The organism is Pseudomonas sp. A-R-19 (assembly GCF_019956575.1).
In the GTDB taxonomy this organism is placed as follows: Bacteria; Pseudomonadota; Gammaproteobacteria; order Pseudomonadales; family Pseudomonadaceae; genus Aquipseudomonas.
Genome location: NZ_JAHBDR010000034.1, coordinates 59,333 through 84,277 on the forward strand (window position 1 = coordinate 59,333; position 24,945 = coordinate 84,277).

Annotated in this window: 23 protein-coding genes and 1 pseudogene; 13 read left to right on the plus strand and 11 right to left on the minus strand. The window is 60.1% G+C overall.

Going from position 1 to position 24,945, the window contains the following annotated elements; all coding sequences use genetic code 11:
• Positions 1 to 28 precede the first annotated feature (28 nt).
• The 4 genes from folX to KGA88_RS04370 form a co-directional block, all read right to left on the minus strand.
• Positions 29 to 400 carry a dihydroneopterin triphosphate 2'-epimerase gene (gene folX / locus KGA88_RS04355; protein ID WP_007970304.1) on the minus strand — a complete coding sequence of 124 codons (372 nt, stop codon included), beginning with the start codon at positions 398 to 400 and terminating at the stop codon, positions 29 to 31.
• Between the two features lie 2 nt (positions 401 to 402).
• Positions 403 to 978: a GTP cyclohydrolase I FolE gene (gene folE / locus KGA88_RS04360; RefSeq protein ID WP_223589187.1), complete on the minus strand. Its 576-nt coding sequence runs from the start codon at positions 976 to 978 to the stop codon at positions 403 to 405.
• A gap of 20 nt (positions 979 to 998) precedes the next feature.
• Positions 999 to 1,709 (minus strand): dihydromonapterin reductase, encoded by a 711-nt coding sequence (gene folM / locus KGA88_RS04365; RefSeq protein ID WP_110660449.1) that lies wholly within the window; start codon positions 1,707 to 1,709, stop codon positions 999 to 1,001.
• 188 nt (positions 1,710 to 1,897) lie between these two features.
• Positions 1,898 to 2,467: an antibiotic biosynthesis monooxygenase gene (locus tag KGA88_RS04370; RefSeq protein WP_110660450.1), complete on the minus strand. Its 570-nt coding sequence runs from the start codon at positions 2,465 to 2,467 to the stop codon at positions 1,898 to 1,900.
• 222 nt (positions 2,468 to 2,689) lie between these two features.
• On the opposite strand from KGA88_RS04370, the gene KGA88_RS04375 reads away from it, so the two are divergent.
• Complete coding sequence (locus KGA88_RS04375; RefSeq protein WP_223589189.1) at positions 2,690 to 3,649, plus strand: MerR family transcriptional regulator; 960 nt, start codon at positions 2,690 to 2,692, stop codon at positions 3,647 to 3,649.
• Between the two features lie 3 nt (positions 3,650 to 3,652).
• Here the strand turns inward: KGA88_RS04375 and KGA88_RS04380 are convergent, their stop codons facing one another.
• Both KGA88_RS04380 and KGA88_RS04385 read right to left on the minus strand, forming a co-directional pair.
• The gene (locus tag KGA88_RS04380; protein WP_110660452.1) at positions 3,653 to 4,258 is read right to left on the minus strand and encodes a hypothetical protein; all 606 of its coding nucleotides are present in this window, start codon (positions 4,256 to 4,258) and stop codon (positions 3,653 to 3,655) included.
• Positions 4,259 to 4,312: 54 nt separating this feature from the next.
• On the minus strand, positions 4,313 to 4,789 hold the full coding sequence (locus KGA88_RS04385) for a PAS domain S-box protein (protein WP_223589191.1): 477 nt from the start codon (positions 4,787 to 4,789) through the stop codon (positions 4,313 to 4,315).
• 102 nt (positions 4,790 to 4,891) lie between these two features.
• Here KGA88_RS04385 and KGA88_RS04390 point away from each other — a divergent pair, with 102 nt between their 5' ends.
• From KGA88_RS04390 to KGA88_RS04405, 4 genes are all read left to right on the plus strand, one after another.
• A complete protein-coding gene (locus KGA88_RS04390) occupies positions 4,892 to 5,347 on the plus strand; it encodes a flavodoxin (RefSeq protein ID WP_110660454.1) in 456 nt (151 codons plus the stop codon).
• A gap of 226 nt (positions 5,348 to 5,573) precedes the next feature.
• The gene (locus KGA88_RS04395) at positions 5,574 to 6,356 is read left to right on the plus strand and encodes a class II aldolase/adducin family protein (protein WP_110660455.1); all 783 of its coding nucleotides are present in this window, start codon (positions 5,574 to 5,576) and stop codon (positions 6,354 to 6,356) included.
• Complete coding sequence (locus KGA88_RS04400; protein WP_110660456.1) at positions 6,356 to 7,258, plus strand: alpha/beta fold hydrolase; 903 nt, start codon at positions 6,356 to 6,358, stop codon at positions 7,256 to 7,258. Before KGA88_RS04395 ends, KGA88_RS04400 begins: the two co-directional genes overlap by 1 nt.
• Positions 7,259 to 7,526: 268 nt before the next feature.
• Positions 7,527 to 8,438, plus strand: coding sequence for an SDR family oxidoreductase (locus tag KGA88_RS04405; protein WP_223589194.1), 912 nt, complete (start codon positions 7,527 to 7,529; stop codon positions 8,436 to 8,438).
• A gap of 74 nt (positions 8,439 to 8,512) precedes the next feature.
• Here the strand turns inward: KGA88_RS04405 and KGA88_RS04410 are convergent, their stop codons facing one another.
• Positions 8,513 to 9,283 carry an N-acetylmuramoyl-L-alanine amidase gene (locus KGA88_RS04410; RefSeq protein WP_110660459.1) on the minus strand — a complete coding sequence of 257 codons (771 nt, stop codon included), beginning with the start codon at positions 9,281 to 9,283 and terminating at the stop codon, positions 8,513 to 8,515.
• A gap of 1,840 nt (positions 9,284 to 11,123) precedes the next feature.
• On the opposite strand from KGA88_RS04410, the gene KGA88_RS04415 reads away from it, so the two are divergent.
• The 3 genes from KGA88_RS04415 to KGA88_RS04425 all read left to right on the plus strand — a co-directional run bounded on the left by KGA88_RS04415 (position 11,124) and on the right by KGA88_RS04425 (position 16,994).
• Positions 11,124 to 12,917 carry a DUF1302 domain-containing protein gene (locus KGA88_RS04415; protein WP_223589196.1) on the plus strand — a complete coding sequence of 598 codons (1,794 nt, stop codon included), beginning with the start codon at positions 11,124 to 11,126 and terminating at the stop codon, positions 12,915 to 12,917.
• A 23-nt stretch (positions 12,918 to 12,940) separates the two neighbouring features.
• Complete coding sequence (locus tag KGA88_RS04420) at positions 12,941 to 14,308, plus strand: DUF1329 domain-containing protein (RefSeq protein ID WP_223589198.1); 1,368 nt, start codon at positions 12,941 to 12,943, stop codon at positions 14,306 to 14,308.
• A 142-nt stretch (positions 14,309 to 14,450) separates the two neighbouring features.
• Positions 14,451 to 16,994 (plus strand): helix-turn-helix transcriptional regulator, encoded by a 2,544-nt coding sequence (locus KGA88_RS04425; protein ID WP_223589200.1) that lies wholly within the window; start codon positions 14,451 to 14,453, stop codon positions 16,992 to 16,994.
• Between the two features lie 15 nt (positions 16,995 to 17,009).
• Here KGA88_RS04425 and KGA88_RS04430 read toward each other — a convergent pair whose 3' ends face one another.
• The gene (locus KGA88_RS04430) at positions 17,010 to 17,807 is read right to left on the minus strand and encodes an IclR family transcriptional regulator (protein ID WP_110660988.1); all 798 of its coding nucleotides are present in this window, start codon (positions 17,805 to 17,807) and stop codon (positions 17,010 to 17,012) included.
• 162 nt (positions 17,808 to 17,969) lie between these two features.
• Between KGA88_RS04430 and hmgA the strand changes: the two genes are divergently transcribed.
• Genes hmgA through maiA form a run of 3 tightly spaced genes read left to right on the plus strand, consistent with a single transcriptional unit; the run spans position 17,970 to position 21,230 of the window.
• The gene (hmgA, locus tag KGA88_RS04435) at positions 17,970 to 19,274 is read left to right on the plus strand and encodes a homogentisate 1,2-dioxygenase (protein WP_223589202.1); all 1,305 of its coding nucleotides are present in this window, start codon (positions 17,970 to 17,972) and stop codon (positions 19,272 to 19,274) included.
• Between the two features lie 3 nt (positions 19,275 to 19,277).
• Positions 19,278 to 20,582 carry a fumarylacetoacetase gene (gene fahA / locus KGA88_RS04440; RefSeq protein ID WP_110660990.1) on the plus strand — a complete coding sequence of 435 codons (1,305 nt, stop codon included), beginning with the start codon at positions 19,278 to 19,280 and terminating at the stop codon, positions 20,580 to 20,582.
• 12 nt (positions 20,583 to 20,594) lie between these two features.
• On the plus strand, positions 20,595 to 21,230 hold the full coding sequence (maiA, locus tag KGA88_RS04445) for a maleylacetoacetate isomerase (protein WP_223589204.1): 636 nt from the start codon (positions 20,595 to 20,597) through the stop codon (positions 21,228 to 21,230).
• Between the two features lie 165 nt (positions 21,231 to 21,395).
• Here the strand turns inward: maiA and KGA88_RS04450 are convergent, their stop codons facing one another.
• Positions 21,396 to 22,199, minus strand: a complete 804-nt coding sequence (locus KGA88_RS04450) for a SirB1 family protein (RefSeq protein WP_223589206.1) — start codon at positions 22,197 to 22,199, stop codon at positions 21,396 to 21,398.
• A gap of 183 nt (positions 22,200 to 22,382) precedes the next feature.
• Between KGA88_RS04450 and KGA88_RS04455 the strand changes: the two genes are divergently transcribed.
• Positions 22,383 to 23,402: a Glu/Leu/Phe/Val dehydrogenase family protein gene (locus KGA88_RS04455; RefSeq protein WP_110662878.1), complete on the plus strand. Its 1,020-nt coding sequence runs from the start codon at positions 22,383 to 22,385 to the stop codon at positions 23,400 to 23,402.
• A 186-nt stretch (positions 23,403 to 23,588) separates the two neighbouring features.
• Here the strand turns inward: KGA88_RS04455 and KGA88_RS04460 are convergent.
• A pseudogene (locus tag KGA88_RS04460) lies at positions 23,589 to 23,828 on the minus strand (YebG family protein); the annotation flags it as partial.
• A 276-nt stretch (positions 23,829 to 24,104) separates the two neighbouring features.
• Between KGA88_RS04460 and KGA88_RS04465 the strand changes: the two are divergent.
• Positions 24,105 to 24,605 (plus strand): phosphate-starvation-inducible protein PsiE, encoded by a 501-nt coding sequence (locus KGA88_RS04465; protein WP_008000650.1) that lies wholly within the window; start codon positions 24,105 to 24,107, stop codon positions 24,603 to 24,605.
• Here the strand turns inward: KGA88_RS04465 and KGA88_RS04470 are convergent.
• The gene (locus tag KGA88_RS04470; protein ID WP_110659403.1) at positions 24,602 to 24,919 is read right to left on the minus strand and encodes a DUF3509 domain-containing protein; all 318 of its coding nucleotides are present in this window, start codon (positions 24,917 to 24,919) and stop codon (positions 24,602 to 24,604) included. The two genes, KGA88_RS04465 and KGA88_RS04470, sit on opposite strands and share 4 nt — an antisense overlap.
• Positions 24,920 to 24,945: the final 26 nt, after the last annotated feature.

A 24,945-nucleotide genomic window follows, 5' to 3' on the forward strand; every position in this document is an offset into this window, starting at 1 on the left:
TTTACAGCCTGGCGCTTGTGGCTTGAAGCTAGCGGCTCGCTGCAAGCGTAATCGATACCGACTCGGCGAATCGCAGTGCGTGGGGCTTGTCCACCTCGACTTCGGCGTAGAGCACCGATGCGTTGGCCATCACCAGGTCGAGAATTTCCTGGGTCAGGCGTTCGAGCAACGCAAAGCGGTTGCCTTCCACATGGGCGATGATCGCCTTGGTGATGGTCCGGTAGTTCAATGCGTGATCGATGTCGTTGTCACGGACCGCTTCCTGGGCTGCGTACAGAATGGTCAGGTTGATCAACACATCCTGCTTGTTGAGGATTTCATCTTCATTGATGCCGATGAAGGTACGCAGACACAGGTCTTTGACCCGGATGCGTGCCATGCCTGGTTGAAGTTGTGGCATTGCTACTTGCTCCGTCCAATCAATTGCAGGAACTCCTGGCGGGTGTTGCTCGAGTCGCGGAAAGCGCCGAGCATCACCGAGGTGTTCATGGTCGAATTCTGTTTTTCGACGCCGCGCATCATCATGCACATGTGCTGCGCTTCGATGACCACCGCGACGCCGGCCGCGTCGGTCACCCGTTGCACCGCGTCGGCGATTTGCCGGGTGAGGTTTTCCTGGATTTGCAGGCGCCGGGCGAACATGTCCACCAGCCGCGCTATCTTCGACAGGCCCAGTACCTTGCCGGTTGGAATGTAAGCCACATGCGCCTTGCCGATGAAGGGCAGCATGTGGTGTTCGCACAGCGAGTACAACTCGATGTTGTCGACGATCACCATTTCATCGTTGTCGGAGGCGAACAGCGCACCGTTGACGATCTCTTCGACACTTTGCTCGTAACCATGGCAAAGGTACTGCATGGCTTTGGCCGCGCGCATTGGCGTATCGAGCAAACCCTCGCGATCGGGGTTTTCACCGAGGCCGATGAGGATCTCTCGAAAGCTCTGGGATAAGGCGTTCTGGGGCAGGGATAACGTCATGGAAAATCCTCGCGGGACACTTATTTGATGTGCCTTCCGCCGTTGACGGTCAGGGTAGTGCCGGTGACATACGGGTTGTCGAGCAGATAGCGCAGGCTTTGGTAGATCACCTCGCTGCCGGGCTCGATGCCCAGCGCGGACTTGGCCAGCGCCTTGGCGCGGTAGGCCGCGTCGTCTTCAGGGTTGAACAGTAGCAGGGCCGGCGCGATCCCGTTGACCTTGATGGCCGGCGCGTACCTGGCGGCGAAGGACAGGGTCAGGCTGTCGAGCCCGGCTTTGCTGGCGCAATAGCCGATGTGCTTGCTGCTGCCCTTGCGGGTCACGTCATCGCTGATGTGCACGATGTCGGCGGGGCTTGAGCGTTGCAGCAGGTCGGCGCAATGCAGGTTGATCAGATAAGGCGCCAGCATGTGCACGCTGAACATGCGGGCGAATGCGGCGGCATCGGTGTCCGGTGTTTCGGCCAGCCATTCGGAGGCGTTGTGGACAATCGCCCGCAAACAGTCGGTGTAGGTTTTCAGTTCGCTGATGAAGGCCAGGATCCCGGCCTCGCTGGCGAAGTCCGCGAACACCGCGGTGGCCCCCAGGTCGCGCAAGGCTTGTACGCCGGGACGCTCGCTGCGGTAGCTGAAAATCACGCGATGGCCGTCTTCCAGCAGTCGCCGGGCGCAGTGCAGGCCGACACGCTGGCCGGCGCCGGTAATGAGGACAGGGGGGGCGGAAGAGGTCATGAACGGCTCGCGTCGCGGTGAGAACAAAACTATACCAGCGACGGGAGGCACACTTCTATTGTGCACATCGGACCCTGTGTGGGAGCGGGCTTGCTCCGGGCGGCGATCCGACGAAGGCGGTGTATCAGTCAGCATTTGTACTGTCTGACACGACGCTTTCGCGAGCAAGCCCGCTCCCACAAGGATCGTCAGTGGTTTTGAGGGGCGGGCCCGGCGGGCAAGCGGCGTGCCGGCGTGCTGTTCAGCCAATTGGCCAGCAGACGGGTCGACAGTGGAATGAAGAAATACACCATCAATGGCGTCAGGCACAGGGTGCTGATGAGCACACGGGGCAGTAGCGCCATTTCGCTCAGCAGCGGTCCCAGTACAAAGTTGAACAACAGGGAAACCGGAAAGAACGCCAACCAGATCGCCACGGCCTGTTTCCAGCGCGGCGGGCGTTGACCGACGGCACCGAACCAGCCTTCGATGCCGCTGACCCGGTGTTCCGTCGGGTGGGCGAACAGCTCGCTGCCGCGTCCGAGCCAGGCGCTGCGCGAAGCGGAATGCTCCCAGGCATGCAGGGTCTGTTCGTCGGCGAAGCGGAAGATAATCTGGAATTCGTCGTCACCGGGCGGCGGTGCGAGTACGCCGGAGCCGAGGTAGCCGGGAAAGTCGGTGGCCAGTTGTTCACCTTCGCGCAGCCAGGTGATCAGGTCTTGATAGCGTCCATTGGCAACGCGGCGCGCAACCATCAACGTGACGGGAGGGGTAGACATTGTGTATCTCCGTAAGGCATTTGCGTCGCTCCGGATAGGAACTTCGCCAGGCACAGCGCCGGGGTGGTGGGCCGTGTCTTGAAGCAAGCAAGGATTATTCCTGATTCAGCCAGTCGCGTCTGCGACGTTTTTCGCTCCTTCGCGGCATTGAAATCTTTACGGAACTTTTACGGGGCGGACGAGTAGAATGTGGTTCGGACGATACAGGGATGTTACATCAGGATGCCCGTACTTACTGACGTTGCTTCAGACTCCACGCAGGCTGTCTCTCTCGAACAGGAAGAGCTCTTTCCCATTCGCGAGGTGGCGCGCTTGACAGGTGTCAACCCGGTGACGCTTCGCGCCTGGGAACGACGCCATGGCCTGATTGTTCCAATACGCACCGAAAGCGGGCATCGCCTGTATTCGCTGACCGATATCGAGCGGGTTCGCAGCATCCTCAGCTGGATCGAGCGTGGCGTTGCCGTTGGCAAGATCGCCAAGATCCTGGCCAGGACCGAGCCGCTCCAGGCGTTGTCCCACATCATCCCCAACAACCTCGTAGAAGCCGATTACGCGCAGTGGCAGCAACAGGTGCTTGCTGCGGTCAACGGGTTTGACGAGATTCGGCTGGAGCAGCTCTACGGGCAGATTTTTTCCAGTTACGCCCTGCCGGTGGTGTTTCAGGACATTCTGATTCCCGTCTGGAAGCAGTTGTTGCAACGCCAGGACCAGTTTGGCGGAGCCAGCGATTGGTTGTTCCTGGATGGTTTTCTGCGTGCCCGGGTGGCGCAGCGTCTGTTGTTGATGCGCGAAAAACAGCCGCGTCGCGTGGTCATCTGTGCCCTGGTTGGCCACTGCCGGGAGCTGGAGTTGTTGGTCGCCGCCCTGTTCCTGAGTTGCGGGCCAACGGCCGTTCGAGTGCTGAACATGGGCCAGCCGTTCGACGAACTGGCGTTGCTGTGTGAAAGGATCAAGCCCTTGGCGCTGGTGCTGTATTCCAACCATGTACCGGCGCCCGAGTTGCCGCGGCGCTTGAATCGCCTGGCCATGAGTCTGGAGTGTCGATTGTTGCTGGCCGGCGATGCTTCTGACCTGGCACAGGAGAGCCTGGCCGGGTCATCGATCGGTTGCCTGGGCAATGAAGGGGACGTCATGGGCCAGCGTCTGAAGCAGTTCCTGGCGGGCAGTCTGGATACTTGAAGTTCAGAGATGCAGCGTTGGATGAGTCAAACGATGCTGTTGCAGGATGAACTGGCGCAGACGCTCGGTTTCGTCCGTATCGTTCTGGCTCAGTTGATAGGCGTAGAAGCCCTGTTCGTTTTCTTTCTCGAAAGTGCCGCGCAAGGCAATCCGCTCATAGCCTGACGGGCTGAACCACAAGGCGAAATGCTTGGGTGGCTTGGTCTTGTTGCGAACTTCAAGCAACACCCCTTTGCACGACACTTCGTGTACCCACAGGGTGCCGGGTTGACCCTGGGCATTTTCCAGCGCCACCGGTTCGTCCAGCACCAGGCGCCACGGCCGGACCATCGGGCCGTCTTCATAGATGCTCGGCACGCCGAGACGCAAATGCAACGCATGGAACTCGTCTTCCACCAGGTGCAGGGGGAAGGTCATTTGCTGGTTTTCGAAGCTGGCTTGAATGGTGACCTGCTCATGGGCCGCCAGGCGGGTGAGCAGGTCACGGATCTGCGATCCACCGTTGACGAGCAGGCTCGACGTCGCATCCCGAACATTGAGTTGCGGGTTATGTTGCATGGTCTGGATGAAATCCAGCTCATCCTGGGTCAGGAGTGCGTCGCGCTGCATGGCCAACTCGAAGGAAATAGTTACAAAGTCATTGGTGATTGTAGTTACTGACAATTAATTCTGAATTTTGTTTTGGCCGTTCGTCGCCTTGAGCGTGGCAAGCTCGGCCTGGAGTTCAGCCAACTGCCCTTCCAGTTGAACCACGCGCTGTTGCGCCTTGACCTGCGCGGTGACGTCTTTTTGCACACCGACAAAGTAGGTTTGCCCATCCGCCGGATTTTTCACCGTTGAAAGGGACAATTCATTCCAGAACGGTGTGCCGTCCTTACGGTAGTTGCGCAGTATTTCCCGGCAGGATCCTTCACGGTTCAAGGCGTCGCGAATCAACGGCAGGGCTTCCTGGTCGCGGTCCCCCGACTGCAGGAAGCGGCAATCCTGATAGAGGATTTCTTCGCTGGAGTACCCCGTCAGGCGTTCGAACGCGGGGTTGACGTAAATGAGGATTTTGTCCTGATCGCCTTCCTTTTCGGCAATCACGATACCGTCGTTGGAGGCGTTGATTACCATTTGCAGCAGTTGTGCGTTAATCATCGGAGTATCCTTTCCTGATTGATTGTCGATTGCATTCTAAAAGAACAATCACGAGCGTGCTGTTAATATCCGGGTCTTTTACTCGGATTCAGGATCAGATTGATGAAAGTCGCCATCATTTCCGGCTCGGTGTACGGCACGGCCGAAGAAGTTGCCCGCCACGCCGCCAGCCTGTTGAAAGCCGCCGGTTTCGAAACCTGGCACAACCCGCGTGCGAATCTCGCCGATATCCAGGCGTTTGGCCCCGAAGCCTTTCTGGCAGTGACCTCGACCACCGGCATGGGCGAGCTGCCGGACAACCTGCAACCACTGTACTCGACCATTCGTGACCAATTGCCAGCGGCCTGGCGCGGTTTGCCAGGTGCGGTGATCGGATTGGGCGATGCGAGTTATGGCGATACTTTTTGTGGCGGCGGCGAGCAGATGCGCGAATTGTTCGCTGAACTGGGCGTTCGCGAGGTACTGCCAATGTTGCGCCTGGATGCCAGCGAAAGCGTGACCCCGGAAACGGACGCCGAGCCTTGGCTGGCGGACCTGATCAACGCACTGGGCGAGTGACAGATAACCCGACATCAATGCCGGTCAAAGCTCTGGCAGTGCAGCAAAACCTGCCTGCCAGAGCTGCGCTGGCGCCGGTCATTTGACATGGATCCAGGGCAGCAGGGCGGCTGACTCGCTGGGCCATCAAGCTGGCTGCCAATGCAACTACACGAACCTCATCGGCTGACTAGACTCGGTAGTCATAGGAAACACTCCATAATAAAAAACACCGAGGCTCCTTGCCGTGACTGTCGCTCCCGTCCAATCGCCACACAGTGTCAAAGACCAGGTCAGTGCTGCCGAGTGGCAGACGCGTGTCGACCTGGCCGCCTGTTATCGCCTGGTCGCTCAACACGGTTGGGATGACCTGATCTTTACCCATATTTCCGCCAAGGTGCCCGGCACCGAAGATTTCCTCATCAATCCCTTCGGGTTGATGTTTCACGAAATTACCGCGTCGAGCCTGGTCAAGGTGGATCAGGCCGGCAACAAGCTGATGGACAGTCCTTACGAGATCAATCCGGCGGGTTACACCATCCACAGCGCCGTGCATGAAGTCCGTCACGATGTCGTCTGTGTACTGCACACCCACACGGCTTCGGGGGTTGCGGTGTCGGCTCAGAAGCAGGGCGTTTTGCCGATCAGCCAACAGTCGTTGTTCGTGCTTTCCAGCCTGGCCTACCACGCCTACGAAGGCGTGGCGCTCAACCATGAAGAGAAAGTGCGGCTGCAGGCCGACCTCGCTGAAAATAATTTCCTGATGTTGCATAACCACGGTCTTCTGACCTGCGGCAACACCATCGCCGATACGTTCCTGATGATGTTCACCTTTCAGCGTGCCTGCGATATTCAGGTGATGGCGCAGAACGGTGCCGCTGAACTGATCGCCATCGAACCGCAGATTCTGGCCGGCGCCAAGGCCATGATCGCGGGTGTCACCAGAAGTGCTCAAGGAATGGGCGGAGCGCTGGCCTGGCCGGCGCTGCTGCGTAAGCTCGATAAACTGGACCCGGGTTATAAACTCTAATGGCACTCGCCGAGATCCCCCTGTGTGTCTGGCGCAAACGCAGCCAGACGTTCGTGTTCCGTGGCCACAGCATCCGTTACTGGACAGCGGGGCAGGGTGAGCCGCTGTTGCTCATTCACGGCTTTCCGTCCGCCAGTTGGGACTGGCATTACCTGTGGCAGCCTTTGACCCAGCGATTTCGTGTGATCGCGTGCGACATGCTGGGCTTTGGTGACTCGGCCAAACCGGTGAATCACGACTACAGCCTGCAGGAGCAAGCAGATTTGCAACTGGCACTGCTTGAACACCTGAATGTCGAACAGCCGGTGCACCTGTTCGCCCACGATTACGGTGACAGCGTGGCCCAGGAACTGCTGGCCCGGCACTACGAGTCGCGGGTGGAGCTGGCCAGTTGCGTGTTTCTCAATGGCGGCTTGTTTCCGGAAACCCACCGTCCGGTACTGATGCAAAAACTCCTGCTCAGCCCTTTGGGCTGGATGATTGGCCGCGCCTTCAGCCGCGATGGCCTGGTGAGAAGCTTTCGGCAGATTTTCGGTCCGAAAACCCGTCCCAGTGAAAGCCAGATGGATGATTTCTGGAGCTTGATCGAAAGTCATCGTGGGCCACGGATCATGCACAAATTGATCGCTTACATCCCGGAGCGACGTGTCTGGCGCAATCGCTGGGTGAGCGCGATGCAGCGCGGTGAAGTGCCACTGCGGGTGATCGATGGCGGGGTCGATCCGGTCTCCGGCGTGCACATGGTCGAGCGTTACCGGGAACTGATCCCGGAGGCGGACACGGTGGTGTTGCCCGACATTGGTCACTACCCACAGATCGAGGCGCCCTGCGAGGTGCTCAAGCACTACCTGGCGTTTCGCGATCAACTGCTCTTCCCGCCGCGCAAGGTGGCGTATTCCTGACGCACCGCGTAAACCTTCTGGGCTTTTGTGGCGAGGGGGCTTGCCCCCGTTGGACTGCGTAGCAGTCCCATGCTCTGTAGGGAAAAAGAAGGGCCGCTGCGCGACCCAACGGGGGCAAGCCCCCTCACCACAGGGTTCGTGTCCATTTCTACATCAATCATCCCCCAGCCTTATCGCGCACCATTCAGCCTCCCCCGTGTTCATTGTGACCCGCGGCTCCGTGGCTGAAACTGGGACTCATTGTCCCTTGGCCTGCTGGAGTCCCCCCATGAATGAGTCTGTGCGCTTCGAAGATAAAGTCGTGATCATCACAGGTGCCGGTGGCGGCCTGGGACGGGCGCATGCACTGCTGTTCGCCAAACAGGGCGCCAAGGTGCTGGTCAACGATCTTGGCGGCTCGGCCCAGGGCGAAGGCGCCAACGCTTCGGCCGCCGACCGCGTGGTAGCAGACATTCGCGAGGCCGGCGGTATCGCCCAGGCCAACCACGATTCGGTCACTGACGGTGACAAACTGGTTCAGCACGCCATGGATGTCTTCGGTCGCGTCGACGTGGTGGTCAACAACGCCGGTATCCTGCGCGACAAAACCTTCCACAAAATGGAAGACGCCGACTGGGACCTGGTTTACCGCGTCCACGTCGAAGGTGCCTACAAAGTCACCCGCGCCGCCTGGCCGCACATGCGCGAGCAGAACTACGGCCGGGTGATTTTCACCGCGTCGACCTCGGGTATCTATGGCAACTTCGGCCAGTCCAACTACGGCATGGCCAAGCTCGGTCTCTACGGCCTGACCCGCACCCTGGCCATTGAAGGCCGCAAGAACAACATCCTGGTCAATGCCATTGCCCCCACCGGCGGCACGCGCATGACCGAAGGCCTGATCCCGCCGCAGGTGTTCGAACAACTCAAGCCGGAACTGGTCAGCCCGCTGGTGGTGTACCTGGCCAGCGAGAACTGCCAGGAAACCTCCGGCCTGTTCGAAGTCGGTGGCGGCTGGATGGGCAAGGTCCGCTGGGAGCGCAGCCTCGGCATCGGTTTCGATCCACGGGCGGGCTTCTCCCCGGAAGACGTGGCGGCGCACTGGCAGCAGATTTGCGACTTCGAAGGCGCGGCGCATCCAAAGGACAATATCGAGGCGTTGAAGGAGATGATGGGGAATTTGCAGAAGTATTCTCTCTGACAAAACCGGCAAGGTCACATTGACTGGCCTTGCCGGTTGTTGCATTTGTCGTCCGGAAAACCGTTTGGTCGCCATCAGCCGGGAAAGTATTTGACTACCAGCGCCTTCAGGTTGGCGGCTGTTTGTGCGTCCATTTTTCCATCGTAATTGTCCGGGCGAAAATGCATCTGGAATGCCCGCACCAACTGTTGAAAACCACCTTCCGTTGACGCGCCCGAGACATCATATCCATAGGATTTGAACAGCCCCAGCAATTCGCTTCGGGCTGGAACACCTGACGAGTTGTATTGGCACAGATACTTGTCCCGGGTGGTTGCATCGAACCAGGCGCCGACGCCTTTCAAGTACAGCGCCTGCCAGGGAAACATCGGCCCCGGGTCACTTTTGCGGCCGACTGAAACATCGGAGTGGCCCAGAACCTGCGTCGGCGTGATATCCGGGTAGCGCTTGAGGATGTTCAGCGCCAGTTGTTCAATCGCTGCAATCTGCTCGGGGTGATACGGCGGGAAGGTGAAATCGCCTTCGTCGTCAGTCGCCAGGTTGACGACTTCAACGCCGATGGACGTGTCATTCAGATTGCTGCGGTTGCCCCACTGGCTGACGCCGGCGTGCCACGCGCGATGGGTTTCTTCCACCAGGCTGAAGACTTCCTGCCCGGTATGACCGGCTTTCAGGTAGCTGGGGTCGGTGATATCTGGAACCAGATAGTGCGCGCTGACATTCGGGCCGGTCAGGGTACTGACAGAACTTGAAAAGTTAGCGGCCGTGTAGTGAAAAACCAGAAAGCGTACTCGACTGTTGACGCTTCTGGTTGAACGATACTGGTTGTAACTGATGGGTTTCATGGCTGCACTCACAATAATTAAGTTTGAAGTCGGACGACGATAAAGATCGTTCGTCGACTTGCTGTTCAACTTAATGGCCTGAGCGCAGTTGGTGTTTACCTATGCTTGTAGTCGTTTTCTGAAAGAAGTGTAGGCATGTAAAGTTTTGCCTGGAGGGTCAGGGTTGCCGACTGACTGTAGGAGCCGGCTTGCCGGCGATGGACTCAAGTGCGCCGCGTTTATCCGGTTCACACGCGTTATGGTTAACGACCATCGCCGGCAAGCCAGCCCCTACAAGAGACCGCGTCCGAGTCGAAATGATGTGAACACCAAACTGTAGGAGCCGGCTTGCTGGCGATGGACTCGAGTACGCCGCGTTTATCCAGTCCACACGCGTTATCGTTAACAACCATCGCTGGCAAGCCAGCTCCTACAAGGGACCGCGTCCGGGTCGCAATGATGTGAACGCCAAACTGTAGGAGCCAGCTTGCTGGCGATGGACTCCAGTGCGCCGCGTTTATCCAGGTCACGCGCGTTATCGTTAACGACCATCGCCGGCAAGCCAGCCCCTACAAGAGACCGCGTCCGAGTCGAAATGATGTGAACACCAAACTGTAGGAGCCGGCTTGCTGGCGATGGACTCGAGTACGCCGCGTTTATCCAGTCCACACGCGTTATCGTTAACAACCATCGCTGGCAAGCCAGCTCCTACAAGGGACCGCGTCCGGGTCGCAATGATGTGAACGCCAAACTGTAGGAGCCAGCTTGCTGGCGATGGACTCCAGTGCGCCGCGTTTATCCAGGTCACGCGCGTCATCGTTAACGACCATCGCTGGCAAGCCAGCCCCTACAAGAGACCGCGTCCGAGTCGAAATGATGTGAACGCCAAATTGTAGGAGCCGGCTTGCTGGCGATGGACTCCAGTGCGCCGCGTTTATCCAGTTCATGCGCGTTATCGTTAACGACCATCGCCGGCAAGCCAGCTCCTACACAGGACCGCGTCCTGGTGGAAATGATGTGAACGCCAAACTGTAGGAGCCGGCTTGCTGGCGATGGACTCAAGTGCGCCGCGTTTATCCGGTTCACACGCGTTATCGTTAACGACCATCGCCGGCAAGCCAGCTCCTACACGGGACCGCGTCCGAGTCGAAATGATGTGAACGCCAAACTGTAGGAGCCGGCTTGCTGGCGATGGACTCAAGTGCGCCGCGTTTATCCGGTTCACACGCGTTATCGTTAACGACCATCGCCGGCAAGCCAGCTCCTACAAGAGACCGCGTCCGAGTCGAAATGATGTGAACGCCAAATTGTAGGAGCCGGCTTGCCGGCGATGGACTCAAGTGCGCCGCGTTTATCCAGGTCATACGCGTTATCGTTGACGACCATCGCTGCGATGCGGCGACCCGACAAGCCAGCTCCTACTGGAGGCGCGTCCGAGTCGACAATGAGGGGGCCTCCAAACCAGTGAAAGCCGCATAAAAAAGGCCGCTGCAAACGCAGCGGCCAAGTAAGACGTTGGATCAGGAGCTACAAATCAACGTCAGTGAACACGGGGCGATGAACCGAATCCTCAATTCATCTGAAATCTTTCAATCACGGCGCAGGCCGGTACATCGTGCCTTGCGGGGGTTACCGTGGCAGTCAGGTAAGAATAAGCCCTTATTGTCGTAGGAAAAATACCAATTCCGGACATGCACTGTTGCAGCCCCGGCAACAGTCAGGCTTCGGCGCTCGCCGTCTGGATGATGCTCCAGTGGCAGTCATCCTTTAGAGGTACACCGCGAATACCTCCTTGGTGCGCTTATCGACCCCCGTGCCCGGCAGTAGGGTGAGGCCTTCTGTCACTCACCGGGGAAGACGCATGACAAAAACAACAATGCGCGCCATCTTCACACCGCAGGCGCTGGCGGCTGCGGTCGCATTAGGCTGCTGTGCCCAGGCACAGGCCGTATCGTTCAACATCGGGGAAATCGAGGGGACGTTCGACTCCTCGCTCTCAGTCGGCGCGAGCTGGGGCATGCGTGATGCGGATAACGCCCTGGTGGGTACCGTCAACGGCGGTTCTGGCCAGTCTTCAACCGGCGACGATGGGCGATTGAATTTCAAGAAGGGCGAAACCTTCTCGAAGATCTTCAAGGGGATCCACGACCTCGAATTGAAGTACGGCGACACCGGTGTGTTTGTGCGTGGCAAATACTGGTACGACTTTGAACTGAAAGATGAAAGCCGCCCCTTCAAGGACATCAGCGATCACAATCGTAAAGAAGGCGCCAAGTCTTCAGGCGGACAAATCCTCGACGCTTTCGTCTACCACAACTACTCCCTCGCCGATTTGCCGGGCACGGTTCGCGCCGGCAAGCAGGTGGTCAGTTGGGGCGAGAGCACCTTCATCGGCAACTCGATCAACAGCATCAACCCGGTCGACGTGTCTGCGTTCCGTCGTCCCGGAGCCGAGATCAAGGAAGGCCTGATTCCGGTAAACATGTTGTTTGCTTCCCAGGGGCTGACGGACAAGCTGACGGTCGAAGGTTTCTATCAACTGGAATGGGATCAGACGGTCGTCGATAACTGCGGCACCTTCTTTGGGGTCGATGTGGTGGCGGACGGCTGCAACAAGGGCTACACCGTTGCCAGCCCGGCCATTGCACCCTTGCAGCCGATTGCAGCGGCCTTTGGCCAGGGCTTCGAAGTCAGCAAGGAAGGTGTGATCGTCCCTCGTGGTGGCGACCGCGATGCCCGGGATTCCGGGCAGTGGGGGACAGCATTGCGCTGGCTGGGGGGCGACACCGAGTACGGCCTGTACTTCATGAACTACCACAGTCGCTCGCCGAACGTCGGGACCACCACCGCCGGGCCCGGTACGCTGGCAAGCATTCCAGGGATCGTCACCGCCGCCAACCGCATTGCCCCTGGTAGCGGTTCGGGCCTGGCCCAAAGTGTGATGCTCGGTCGCGGCCAGTATTACCTCGAATACCCGGAGGACATCCGCCTCTACGGCGCGAGCTTCTCTACCACCTTATCCACCGGCACCGCGTGGAGCGGGGAAATCAGCTACCGCCCCAACGCCCCGGTGCAGGTCAACACCAATGACCTGACCCTGGCGTTGCTCAACCCGATCGCTGGCGGAGCCGCATCGCCCATCACCACCTCACCCGGGGCCGACAACAAAGGCTATCGCCGCAAGGAGGTGACGCAGGTCCAGAGCACCCTGACGCACTTCATCGACCAGGTTGCGGGTGCGGATCGACTGACCCTGGTGGGCGAGGCCGCGGTGGTTCGGGTCGGTGGCCTGGAAGCACGAACCAAACTGCGCTATGGCCGCGACTCGGTCTATGGCCAGTATGGTTTCGGCGGGGATACCGATGGCTTCGTGACGTCAACCTCATGGGGTTATCGCGCCCGGGCCATCCTCGACTACAACAACCTCATCGCCGGGATCAACTTCAGGCCCAACCTCTCGTGGTCCCACGACGTCTCCGGCTATGGCCCCAACGGCCTGTTCAACGAAGGCGCCAAGGCCGTCAGCCTCGGCGTCGATGCGGACTATCGCAACACCTACACCGCGAGCCTCAGTTACACCGACTTTTTCGGCGGGGACTACAACGTCCTCACTGACCGTGACTTCGTGGCGTTGAGCTTTGGCGTGAACTTCTGATCTGGCTGAAAAGGATGATTTCGATGCGCAAGATGATTCTGCAATTGGGCGCGCTGACCCTTGGGTTATTGGCCGCCAACGTGATGGCCGCGGTCTCGCCGGAAGAAGCCGGCAAGCTCGGCACCAGCCTGACCCCGCTGGGTGCCGAGAAGGCCGGCAATGCCGATGGCTCGATTCCGGCCTGGACCGGCGGTATCCCGAAAAACGCTGGTGCGGTGGACAGCAAAGGTTTCCTGGCCGATCCGTTCGCCAACGAAAAACCGTTGTTCGTGATCACCGCGGCGACCGTCGACAAGTACAAGGACAAGCTCTCCGACGGCCAGGTCGCGATGTTCAAGCGCTATCCCGAGACATACAAAATTCCTGTCTACCCGAGCCATCGCACCGTGGCGTTACCGGCAGAGATATACGAGGCGGCCAAACGCAGCGCACTGAACGTCACACCGATCAACGACGGTAACGGTCTGGCCAACTTCACCGGCAACCGCTACTACGCGTTCCCGATTCCGAAGAATGGTGTGGAGGTGATCTGGAATCACATCACGCGTTACCACGGCGGCAATCTGCGCCGCACCATCACCCAGGCGACACCGCAGTCCAATGGCGACTTCACGGTGGTGCGCTTCAAGGACGAGGTCGCCGTACCGTCGTTGCTCGGTGACCTGAAACCGGGCAGCGACGATAACGTCCTCAGCTACTTCAAGCAGGAAGTCACCGCGCCGGCGCGGCTAGCGGGCAACGTATTGCTGGTCCACGAAACCCTCGACCAGGTCAAGGAGCCACGCAAGGCCTGGATCTACAACGCCGGCCAGCGGCGGGTACGGCGTGCGCCACAGGTCGCCTATGACGGCGTCGGCACCTCATCCGACGGCTTGCGCACCACTGACAACTTCGACATGTTTTCCGGTGCGCCGGATCGCTACGACTGGAAACTGGTCGGCAAGAAGGAGATGTACATCCCCTACAACAGCTACAAGCTCGACTCGCCGGATCTCAAGTACACCGATGTGATCAAGGCCGGGCACATCAATCAGGACCTGACTCGTTATGAGTTGCACCGGGTCTGGGAAGTCGTTGCCACGGTCAAGCCAAACGAACGGCACGTGTACGCCAAGCGCCACATGTACATCGATGAAGACAGCTGGCAAGTGGCGCTGGCCGACCACTACGACGGGCGCGGACAGCTCTGGCGCGTCGCCGAAGGGCATGCCCAGTTCTACTACGATCACCAGGTGCCGGCCTACACAGTCGAAGCACTGTATGACCTGATTGCCGGTCGTTATATCGCCCTGGGAATGAAAAACGAGGAGAAGCGCAGCTTCGAATTCAACGTCAATGCAATAGCGGGGGACTACACACCAGCGGCCTTGCGTAGCACGGGGGTCAGGTAGGTTTCCTACGTGCTCCTACACAAAAGGGTGACCTTACGGTCACCTTTTTTATAGGGGTTGATCAGTGTGTTGAATACTTCTTCAACAAGCGCTCGGGAGGGGTCTAGGGTGGCGCCAGAAATATAAAAAAAGGCGCACCACTATGACCGCTATGACGCACCGTCTGGACCGCCCTGGATTCCTGCCCCGACTGTCGTCCCATCATCTGTCCCGCGAGCGGCTGATTGAACCCGTGCTCGTCTCGACGGCGCGGGTGAAGTTGCTTTGCGCGCCGGCGGGTAGTGGCAAGAGCGCGTTACTCACCGAATGCCTGTTGCGGGCACCGGAGCGCTGTCGGGTCTGTTGGCTGCCACTGGCGGGGGAGTCAATGAGTACCGGCGATTTTCTATTGCGCCTGACGCAAGCGTTGGGCCTGCCCTCGGCGGATGAGCCCGGTCTGCTGGCGTATCTGGCCCGATTACAGGCGCCGACCTGGCTGTTTCTCGATGATTTCTGCCGGGCACCCAACCCGGAACTCGACCGGTTGCTCGATCGCCTGTTGGCCGTCGCCAGCCCGTCGCTGACCTGGTGGTTGAGTTCGCGTCGACGACCACCCTGCAACTGGCCGCGGCTGCTGCTCAATGATGAGTTGTACGAGTGTGAAGGCCGGGCACTGGCGTTTACCGAGGCGGAGGTCCGGCAGTTGCTCGGTCATGTCGAGCCGACCCTGGCGGCACAAACGGCCAGGCGGGTGTTCGAGCGCAGCGGTGGCTGGTGCGCCGGCGTGCGGATCGCGTTACTCAATGGTTGTCCGTGGTCGGGTGAACAGGGGCGTTCAGCGACGTTGCTCGATTATCTGCAACACGAGTTGTTCAACACCTTGCCGCCGGAGTTGGTTGAGGTCTGGCAGGTGTTGGTTCATCTGCCGCGCTTCAACGCCAGCTTGTGCGAGCATCTTTTCGGTACGGGTGAGGGCGCGCAGTGGCTGCATGCACTGCAAGAAATGGGCTGCTTCATTGAACCCTGGGAAGACTCCGTCGAGTGGTTGCGGATCTTCGAGCCGCTGGCCCGGGTGATGCGTGATGAACCTGCCCCGGCCGGGCGCTCCTGGCATCGCCGCGCGTGCCAGTGGTTCAGTGCTGAAGAAGACTGGCAGGGCGCCTTCGAGCAGGCGCTACTGGCAGAGGAACACGAGATCGCGGTCAGCCTGTTGCAGCACTTCAGCTTTGAGCATTTGTTCAAGCGGCAGAACGTCAGCTGGTTACTCAAGCTGCATGAGCACTTGGGTGAACAATTGACCCTGGGCACGCCGCAACGGGTCGGGTTGATCACCGCAGCCTTGCTGTTTGCCGGGCGCTTCGAGCAGGCGGCTGCGTGCATTGGGCAACTGGCGCGATTTGCCCCGCAACCGACGGCATCCCTGCAACGGCAACTGCTGGCGCGTTGGCAGGCGCAACAGGGATGGTTGCTGCATCTGCAGGGGCGCATGCCGGCCGCCCGGGAGCACTTTCTCGAGGCACTGGAGGCGCTGGCGGCTGATGCCTGGCCTGCACGGTTGCTGTGTCTGTCCGGGTTGACCCAGCAAGCGCTACTCAACGCCGACCTCGATGCCGCCCAGGCCTTCAATCGTGACGCACTGTGCCTGGCGCGGGCACAAGGCTCGTTGCTGTTTGAAGGCTTGCTCGAACTCGATCATGCGCAATTGCTGGAGCAACGCGGCGCGCCCCGGCGAGCGGCGCATTTGCTGGCCGACATCCATGAAATGCTCGAACGGCAGGCTGATCGACCGACGCCACTGCTGGGGCGAATCGCCCTGCGGCGTGGACGGTTGGCCTTGTGCCAGGGCCAGGATGAATTGGCCGGCGAATGTTTCCAGGCGGGCCTTGATGACTGCCTGCACAGTCAGGACAAACACGTGTTGTACGGGTTTCTCGGGCAGGCGCAAATGGCGGCCAATCAGCGCGACTACGCCCTTGCGTTCGATCGCCTGCGCGAGGCCGAGCGGTTGATGCAGCAACGGCAGATCCCCGACACCGTTTATCGCGGCGTGCTGCTGCAAATCAGCAGCCATTTCTGGTTGCAACAAGGGCGCCCGGAGTTGGCCCGGGAGGCACTGATCCGGGTCTTGCGGCATTACCGCGGGGCCCACGCGCGCCAGGCACCGCCGGCCACACTGCAACTGATCACACGTATCGAATACCAGTTGGTGCTGGCCGAGACTCGACTGCAACGGGTGCAACGTCCATTGGATCGGCTCAAGGCGTTACTCGAGCACGCGCAACAACACGCCATGCTGACGCTGGAAACGGAGTTGCACATGGCAATGTGCGAAGTGGCGGACCTGACGGGCGAGCCGGCCGTGGCTCAAGCAGCACTGGAGGCGGGGCTGGTGCTGGTGAGCCGGTGCCAGGGACAACAGGCGTTGCGTGACTTGACGTTGCGTCAGCCCGATTTGATCCGCCGTTTACGCGGGGAGGAGTCGGCGACCGCGATGACCATGGATGCCGGCCTGCTGAGCAGTCGGGAATTGGAGGTGCTCGGCCTGATTGCCTTGGGTAATTCCAATCAGCAAATTGCCGAGCAGCTGTTCATTTCGTTGCATACAGTGAAAACCCACGCACGCAGAATCCACAGCAAGCTAGGTGTTGAACGTCGCACGCAAGCCGTGGCGATGGGCAAGAAACTGGGGCTGATCCTGTCCGCCTGATCAGCGCTGCTGCGGTTAGTTTGTCGATGCGTCGGGCTCGAAGCCCATGCGCCAACTCACTGCCCGTGTGGCAGACAACAAACGCCGCGCCGCCGGGCCGTCTTCATCGGCGTGAAACAGCGAGGTCGGCCCGACCACCGTCAGCACTGCCGCAACCTTGCCCATGGCGTTGAACACCGGTGCCGACAAGGCATCCACTCCGGGCATCAACAGTCCATGCACATGATGCAGGCCCCGTTGGCGAATCTGTTCGCACATCGTTGCGTAGGCCTGATCATCCGCCAAGGCGTGGGCGGTAGCGCTTTGCAGTTCCTGTTCACGCAGGTCCATGGTTTCACGCGCAGGCAGGTACGCACCGAAGACCAGTCCGGTCGAAGAGCTCAGCAGCGGCAATACCGAGCCCAGTTGTGTCACCACCGTCACCGCTCGCACCGCCGGTTCGATATGCACAACGGTCGCGCCCTGATTGCCCCACACCGCCAGAAAGCAGGTTTCGTTCAAGTCGTCGCGCAGTTCAGCCAGGGGCAGGGCGGCAACTTTCAGCACGTCCATACTGTTGAGTGCCGCCAACCCCACGCGCAAGGCTTCGCGGCCCAGGCCGTAATGGTTGGTGGCGGCGTTCTGTTCGGCGAATCCGCTGGCGATCAGCGCCTGCAAATAGCGGTGAACCTTGCTCGCCGGCATCTGCACGTGTTCGGCCAGGCGCGACAGCGAAGTCGAGGGCGACAACTCGGCCAGAGCCTTGAGGATGTCAGTGCCAACCTCGGCCGAGCGGACTTTCTGTTTACCGTTGTTGTCGCTGGTTTTTTCCATGGTGCCTGGGATCCCGGGACGAATGGGCGTCTTTATAGCTTGACGGTCAATACCAATCAAATTACGTTATGCGTAATTGAATTACGATAAAAATAACCCAGGCAGGCCACTTACTCCTCCAAAGAGTGACCGGCATTGCCGACTCCCTGTTCAGGAGGCTCCATGAACCCCGATTCAACGACGCCAGCGCTGGCCTACCTGTCAGGCTTCGGCAACGAATTCAGCAGCGAAGCGTTGCCGGGCGCACTGCCTGTCGGCCAGAACTCCCCGCAAAAAGCCCCGTATGGCCTCTACACCGAACTGTTCTCCGGCACGGCATTCACCATGGCGCGCAGCGAGGCGCGGCGGACCTGGATGTATCGCATTCAGCCGTCGGCCAATCATCCGGCGTTCGTCAAACTGGACCGGCAACTGGCCGGCGGTCCGCTGGGTGAAGTGACCCCCAACCGCCTGCGCTGGAACCCGCTGGAGATTCCCGCCGAGCCGACCGATTTCATCGACGGCCTGGTGAGCATGGCCGCCAACTCGGGTGCGGAAAAACCGGCGGGGATCAGCATCTACAGCTACCGCGCCAACCGTTCCATGGAGCGCGTGTTCTTCAATGCTGACGGCGAAATGTTGTTGGTGCCTGAACTGGGGCGCCTGCGCATTGCCACCGAACTCGGCGTGCTTGAGCTGGAACCTTTGGAAATTGCCGTACTGCCTCGCGGCCTCAAATTCCGCATCGAATTGCTCGACCCGCAAGCCCGTGGTTACGTCGCCGAAAACCATGGTGCGCCGCTGCGTCTGCCGGACTTGGGGCCGATCGGCAGCAATGGCCTGGCCAATCCGCGGGACTTCCTGACCCCGGTGGCGGCCTACGAAAACTTGCAGCAACCCACCACGCTGGTACAGAAGTTTCTCGGCCAGTTGTGGGCGTGCGAGCTCAATCATTCGCCGCTCAACGTGGTCGCCTGGCACGGTAACAACGTGCCGTACAAGTATGACCTGCGTCGTTTCAACACCATCGGCACCGTCAGTTTCGATCACCCCGATCCGTCAATCTTCACCGTACTGACCTCGCCGACCAGCGTTCATGGCCTGGCCAACCTCGACTTCGTGATCTTCCCGCCGCGCTGGATGGTGGCCGAGAAAACCTTCCGTCCACCGTGGTTCCACCGCAACCTGATGAACGAATTCATGGGGTTGATCCAGGGCGAATACGACGCCAAGGCCGAAGGTTTCGTGCCCGGCGGTGCTTCGTTGCACAGCTGCATGAGCGCCCACGGTCCCGACGGTGAGACCTGCACCAAAGCGGTCAACGCAGATCTCAAGCCGGCGAAAATCGACAACACCATGGCGTTCATGTTCGAGACCAGCCAGGTGTTGCGCCCAAGCCGTTTCGCCCTCGATTGCCCGCAATTGCAAAACACTTACGATGCCTGCTGGGCTACGCTGCCCGCCACTTTCGACCCGACCCGGAGATAACCCATGACGCAGACTTCCATCACTCGCAGCTGGGTTGCTTCCGCCAACGACCATGGTGATTTCCCGTTGCAAAACCTGCCGCTGGGCGTGTTCAGCGTGAAGGGTTCGGCGCCACGCAGCGGCGTGGCCATTGGCGAGCATATCTTTGATCTGCAAGCAGCCCTTGAGGCCGGATTGTTCGATGGCGCCGCGAAGGCTGCCGTCGAGGCCACCCGTGGCGGCCAGTTGAATGCGTTCTTCGAACTGGGCCGCGAGGCTCGCGTCGCCTTGCGCGAGCGTTTGCTGGAACTGTTCGCCGAAGGCAGCACCCTGCATGGCAAGATTGAAGCCCAGGGCGCAAAACTGCTGCCGCTGGCGGCGGATTGCGAGATGCACCTGCCGGCGAAAATCAACGATTACACCGACTTCTACGTCGGCATCGAGCACGCGCAGAACGTCGGCAAACTGTTCCGCCCGGACAACCCGTTGCTGCCGAACTACAAGTACGTGCCAATCGGCTACCACGGTCGTGCGTCGACCATTCGCCCGTCCGGTACCGATGTGCGCCGCCCGAAAGGCCAGACCTTGCCTGCCGGTCAGAGCGAACCGACGTTCGGCCCTTGCGCGCGCCTGGACTACGAACTGGAGCTGGGCATCTGGATCGGCCAGGGCAACGACATGGGCGACTCGATTGCCATTGGCGACGCCGCCGATCACATCGCCGGCTTCTGCCTGCTCAACGACTGGTCGGCTCGGGATATCCAGGCCTGGGAATACCAGCCGCTGGGGCCGTTCCTGTCGAAAAGCTTCATCACCAGCATCTCGCCGTGGGTCGTCACCGCCGAAGCGCTGGAGCCATTCCGTCGTGCCCAGCCTGCGCGTCCGCAAGGCGATCCGCAGCCGCTGCCGTACCTGTTCGACAAGCGCGATCAGGCCGCTGGTGCTTTCGACATCGAACTGGAAGTGCTGCTGCTCACCGAGGCCATGCGTGAACAGAACCTGCCAGCCCATCGCCTCACTCTGAGCAACACCGGGCACATGTACTGGACCGTGGCGCAAATGGTCGCGCACCACAGCGTCAATGGCTGCCAATTGCAGGCCGGTGATCTGTTCGGCTCGGGCACGCTGTCGGGGCCCGAGAACGGTCAGTTCGGCAGCCTGCTGGAAATTACCGAGGGCGGTAAAAAACCGATCGAGCTGGCCTCTGGCGAGGTGCGCAAGTTCCTGGAAGACGGCGATGAAATCATCCTGCGCGGCCGTTGCCGCCGTGACGGGTTCGCGTCCATCGGCTTCGGCGAATGCCGTGGCAAAGTGCTGGCGGCGCGCTGACAGGAGCAGGGCATGGAACTCTATACCTACTACCGTTCGACTTCGTCGTACCGGGTGCGTATCGCGTTGGCGCTCAAGGGCCTGGATTATCAATCCTTGCCCGTCAACCTGATCGCGCCGCAGGGCGGCGAGCATCGGCAGCCGCCTTATCTGGGCATCAACCCGCAGGGCCGCGTGCCGGCCTTGCGCACCGATGAAGGCGAGTTGCTGATCCAGTCTCCCGCGATCATCGAATACCTGGAGGAACGTTATCCACAAGTGCCACTGCTGTCCAAAGACCTGGCTGCCCGCGCTCACGAGCGCGGCGTGGCGGCGGTGATCGGCTGCGATGTACACCCGCTGCACAACGTCAGCGTGCTCAACCGGTTGCGCCAGTCGGGCCACGACGAACCGCAGGTGGTGGAGTGGATCGGCCATTGGATCGGCCAGGGGCTGGCGACGGTGGAGCAGTTGATCGGTGATGACGCTTACTGCTTCGGCCCCGAGCCTGGGTTGGCGGACGTCTACCTGATCCCGCAACTGTACGCGGCCGAGCGGTTCAATGTTTCCCTGGAGGCTTACCCGCGAATCCGCCGAGTAGCGGCATTGGCGGCAACGCATCCGGCATTCATCAAGGCGCATCCGGCGAACCAGCCAGACACGCCATAACCACTCACACTATCCCAATGTGGGAGCGGGCTTGCTCGCGAAGAGGGCGTGTCAGTCAACAATAATGCGGCTGACACACCGCTTTCGCGAGCAAGCCCGCTCCCACAGGTTTTAGTGGTGCGCACAAATACTCGTCACGGCGCAAAACAAAGGTGGGAGCCGTGATCAGTGAACGATGGCGTTCGGCGGCAGATGCCCCAGCCGATCCGTCAGGCGAATACGCTGGATCGGGTCGTCGCTGAGCAGCAGCGCATGCTCAAGGTCGAAACGCTCGGCGTTCGGGCAGTCCAGCCGTTGGTACAGGCTGGCCCGGGCCAGGTAGTCGGCGGTACTGGCATTGCCTAGTTCCAAGACGCGATCGGCGTCGATCAACGCATTGATGAAATCGTCGTGGGACAGGTACAACTGACGCAGGTTGCGCGACAGCCGTTGCAGCATCTGCACCGGTTCGGCGGTTTCCAGGTGCTCGGCGCTGAGCTTCATGTTCGGGCCGTACTGGCGGTGCAACAATTCCCGGCAATCGTTCGGATAGAGGCGACGACCGCCGCAGGGATCAAGCAAGTGGTCGGCGCCCGGTACCCGCAGCAGGAAATGCCCGGGGAAGTTGACCCCGACCATCGGAATCTCCAGGCCCCTGGCCAATTCCAGTGCAATCAGCCCCAGCGTCAAGGGTTGCCCTCGTCGGCGTTCCAGTACTTTGTCGAGCAGTGCCACTTGCGGGCGCAAGGGTGTGAAGTCGTCCTGGGCGAAGCCAAGGTCGTTCATGCGCCGCAGCAGCGGCTGGGCCAGTTCGCTGACCGGCAACATCGGCAAACCGCCGCTGACCCGTTGTTGCAGAGTCTGGAAATCGGCCAACAGCGCTTGCGGCTTCACTTCGCTGTCATGTTCGACCGCAATCCATAGCGCCGCCTCGAACAGCGCGGGCGGTGAACGTTGCAGGCAGGCGAAAAACGATTGGCGCGGGGTCATCGAAATCTCCGGGCAATGCCTCGTTTTAGCCCCCTCTCCGGCATTCGTCCAGTACCGCGCCAAGGCGAATACAGGTTATTTCCGAAAGCCTGTTTCGTGGCTGCGCTTATTCCTGTGCGCTTCTGCAATTTTTGGGCGCAAGCCTATACTGGCGTCTACAAGAAGTGATTCGGGAGCCTTACGATGTTCGCTCTCATGCAAAGTACTCGCCTTGAATCGCTGCATCTGAGCGTTGACTCGGTCACCGGGTTGAAGGCGGTCATTGCCATTCATAACAGCCGACTGGGGCCTGCCCTGGGCGGGTGTCGTTACCTTGCCTACCCCAACGACGAATCCGCGGTCGAGGACGCTGTGCGCCTGGCCCAAGGCATGAGCTACAAAGCAGCGCTGGCCGGCCTGGCCCAGGGCGGCGGCGTGGCGGTGATCGTGCGACCGGCCCATGTGGAAAACCGCGCGGCGCTGTTCGAAGCCTTCGGACGCTGCATTGAACAGCTCGAAGGTCGCTACATCACGGCCATCGACAGTGGCACTTCCGTGGCAGACATGGATTGCATCGCCCAACGGACCCAGCACGTCACCAGCACCACCTCGGCGGGGGACCCTGCGCCGCACGCGGCGATGGGCGTGTTCACCGGAATCCGCAGCACCGCCATGGCCCGCCTCGGCAGCGATAACCTCGAAGGTCTGCGCGTGGCTATCCAGGGCCTGGGCAATGTCGGCTATGCCTTGGCCGAACAACTGCACGCCGCCGGTGCCGAACTGCTGGTCAGCGACATCGATCACGGCAAGGTGCAACTGGCCATGGAGCAACTCGGCGCGCACCCGATTGCCAACGATGCGCTGCTCAGCACGCCGTGCGACATCCTCGCGCCTTGTGGGTTGGGCGGTGTACTCAACAGTCATACTGTAGCGCAATTGCGCTGCTCGGCGGTGGCCGGCTCGGCGAACAATCAACTGACGCACCTGGACGTCGCCGACCAGCTGGAACGTCGCGGCATCCTGTACGCACCGGATTACGTGATCAACGCTGGCGGGCTGATCTACGTGTCGCTCAAGCACCGTGGCGAAGAACTGTCGACCATCACCGCGCACCTGTCGAAAATCAGCTCGCGCCTGACCGAGGTGTTCGCCCACGCCCAGGCGGAAAAACGCTCCCCGGCACGAGTGGCGAATGAGTTGGCGGAGAAAGTGTTGTACCGGTGAATCCGCTGGGTTTTCCACAGGCATGAAAAAGGCCCTGAGCCATTCGACTCAGGGCCTGTTCAATTTGCTTTTTGCTTACTTGGCGGCTTTGGGAGCCTTGGCAGGCTTGGCCGGGGCGATCGGCTCAGCGGCTTCAACGACCTCGACCGCTGCAACAGGTTCTGCGACTTCAACCGGTGCGCTGAGCAGTTCGGACAGGGCGTCCGGTTGGCTCTTGAACGCCTTGGCGAACACATCGCGATTCTTCGCCATGTAGATCCCGGCTTCTTCCACTTGCTGCTCGGTCAGGGACGGAACGGCTTTTTGCAACACTTCAGCCAGCAACTCGGCCAGTTCGAGCATTTTGTCATGACGGTCAGCTTCGGCTTTATCCATGAACAAGCGCTCCAGATCTCGGCTGCTGCGGTATACCACTTCGACGGCCATTCACCACCTCACATGCCTTCACATTGGTTGTCGTTTTCGACTACTGTATCTATATACAGCTAAAGGATAAGCGAAACCCTGTCATTTGGGTAGTGGCTTTTTAATGTAGACCGGTTTCGGCATTTGTCAGGTGAGGCGCTGCACAGGTGCGACCAAACGCCACGGCGCGTAATCCAGGGCGGCTCGCCATCATGGGCTGGCCTTTTTTCTGCATGCAGAAGAACCGTCACGTCCAACCCGCATCATCCGGTCTAGCCGACCTAAGGAAGCATCATCGTGAAAATCAACTGGGCCGAAAAACTGCGGCAGAACGTGCATGAACTGGCCGAGTCGCTGGGCAATCTGTTCGTCGAAACCTTTCACTACCTGGCGCTGTTCGCCATCGGTGCGGTGACCGCGTGGGCGGCGGTGATGGAGTTTCTTGGCATGATCGAAGAGGGGCACATCAAGATCGATGACATCTTGCTGCTGTTCATCTACCTGGAACTGGGGGCCATGGTCGGGATTTACTTCAAGACCAACCACATGCCAGTGCGTTTCCTGATCTACGTGGCGATCACCGCGCTGACGCGGCTGCTGATTTCCAACGTGTCGCACCACAATCCGCCGGACCTTGGGATCATCTACCTGTGCGGCGGGATTCTGCTGCTGGCGTTTGCGATCCTGGTGGTGCGTTACGCTTCGTCACAATTTCCTTCGGTGAAGATCGAGAACCCGCACCGCAAGACCGGTGCGGGCTCCAGTGAACATCCGGAAGTAGAAAAGGGCGAGCTTTAAAGCCCCATGGTGGGTCGGGGACGGCCTTTGGCGGATGGTGGCGGCAGGCTTCGCGTGCCGTCATCGGTCATGGCTTCGAGGATGGCCACGGCGCTGTGGCCTTGTTCGATGGCAATGCCGAATTGAATGCTTTGCACCAGACGCTTGAGACGTTGCGGGTCATTGCGTTGTTCGGCGCTGATCATGCGTTTGGCCACTATGCGGCCACTGTTGGAAAGGGTCAGCATGATGTTGCCATCCAGGCCCTGGATGCTCAGGTTGATCTGGTAATCCGCTGCAAAGGCATCGGTAATGAGCTGGAAAGGGTTGTCCATGATGCGTCACCGCCTGATTGAACGTG

Excerpts from the sequence above, each read along its gene's own strand:
- folX (WP_007970304.1), bottom strand. The coding sequence starts at position 400 with ATGCCACAACTTCAACCAGGCATGGCACGCATCCGGGTCAAAGACCTG.
- folE (WP_223589187.1), bottom strand. The coding sequence starts at position 978 with ATGACGTTATCCCTGCCCCAGAACGCCTTATCCCAGAGCTTTCGAGAG.
- folM (WP_110660449.1), bottom strand. The coding sequence starts at position 1,709 with ATGACCTCTTCCGCCCCCCCTGTCCTCATTACCGGCGCCGGCCAGCGT.
- KGA88_RS04370 (WP_110660450.1), bottom strand. The coding sequence starts at position 2,467 with ATGTCTACCCCTCCCGTCACGTTGATGGTTGCGCGCCGCGTTGCCAAT.
- KGA88_RS04375 (WP_223589189.1), top strand. The coding sequence starts at position 2,690 with ATGCCCGTACTTACTGACGTTGCTTCAGACTCCACGCAGGCTGTCTCT.
- KGA88_RS04380 (WP_110660452.1), bottom strand. The coding sequence starts at position 4,258 with ATGCAGCGCGACGCACTCCTGACCCAGGATGAGCTGGATTTCATCCAG.
- KGA88_RS04385 (WP_223589191.1), bottom strand. The coding sequence starts at position 4,789 with ATGATTAACGCACAACTGCTGCAAATGGTAATCAACGCCTCCAACGAC.
- KGA88_RS04390 (WP_110660454.1), top strand. The coding sequence starts at position 4,892 with ATGAAAGTCGCCATCATTTCCGGCTCGGTGTACGGCACGGCCGAAGAA.
- KGA88_RS04400 (WP_110660456.1), top strand. The coding sequence starts at position 6,356 with ATGGCACTCGCCGAGATCCCCCTGTGTGTCTGGCGCAAACGCAGCCAG.
- KGA88_RS04405 (WP_223589194.1), top strand. The coding sequence starts at position 7,527 with ATGAATGAGTCTGTGCGCTTCGAAGATAAAGTCGTGATCATCACAGGT.
- KGA88_RS04410 (WP_110660459.1), bottom strand. The coding sequence starts at position 9,283 with ATGAAACCCATCAGTTACAACCAGTATCGTTCAACCAGAAGCGTCAAC.
- KGA88_RS04415 (WP_223589196.1), top strand. The coding sequence starts at position 11,124 with ATGACAAAAACAACAATGCGCGCCATCTTCACACCGCAGGCGCTGGCG.
- KGA88_RS04420 (WP_223589198.1), top strand. The coding sequence starts at position 12,941 with ATGCGCAAGATGATTCTGCAATTGGGCGCGCTGACCCTTGGGTTATTG.
- KGA88_RS04425 (WP_223589200.1), top strand. The coding sequence starts at position 14,451 with ATGACCGCTATGACGCACCGTCTGGACCGCCCTGGATTCCTGCCCCGA.
- KGA88_RS04430 (WP_110660988.1), bottom strand. The coding sequence starts at position 17,807 with ATGGAAAAAACCAGCGACAACAACGGTAAACAGAAAGTCCGCTCGGCC.
- hmgA (WP_223589202.1), top strand. The coding sequence starts at position 17,970 with ATGAACCCCGATTCAACGACGCCAGCGCTGGCCTACCTGTCAGGCTTC.
- fahA (WP_110660990.1), top strand. The coding sequence starts at position 19,278 with ATGACGCAGACTTCCATCACTCGCAGCTGGGTTGCTTCCGCCAACGAC.
- maiA (WP_223589204.1), top strand. The coding sequence starts at position 20,595 with ATGGAACTCTATACCTACTACCGTTCGACTTCGTCGTACCGGGTGCGT.
- KGA88_RS04450 (WP_223589206.1), bottom strand. The coding sequence starts at position 22,199 with ATGACCCCGCGCCAATCGTTTTTCGCCTGCCTGCAACGTTCACCGCCC.
- KGA88_RS04455 (WP_110662878.1), top strand. The coding sequence starts at position 22,383 with ATGTTCGCTCTCATGCAAAGTACTCGCCTTGAATCGCTGCATCTGAGC.
- KGA88_RS04470 (WP_110659403.1), bottom strand. The coding sequence starts at position 24,919 with ATGGACAACCCTTTCCAGCTCATTACCGATGCCTTTGCAGCGGATTAC.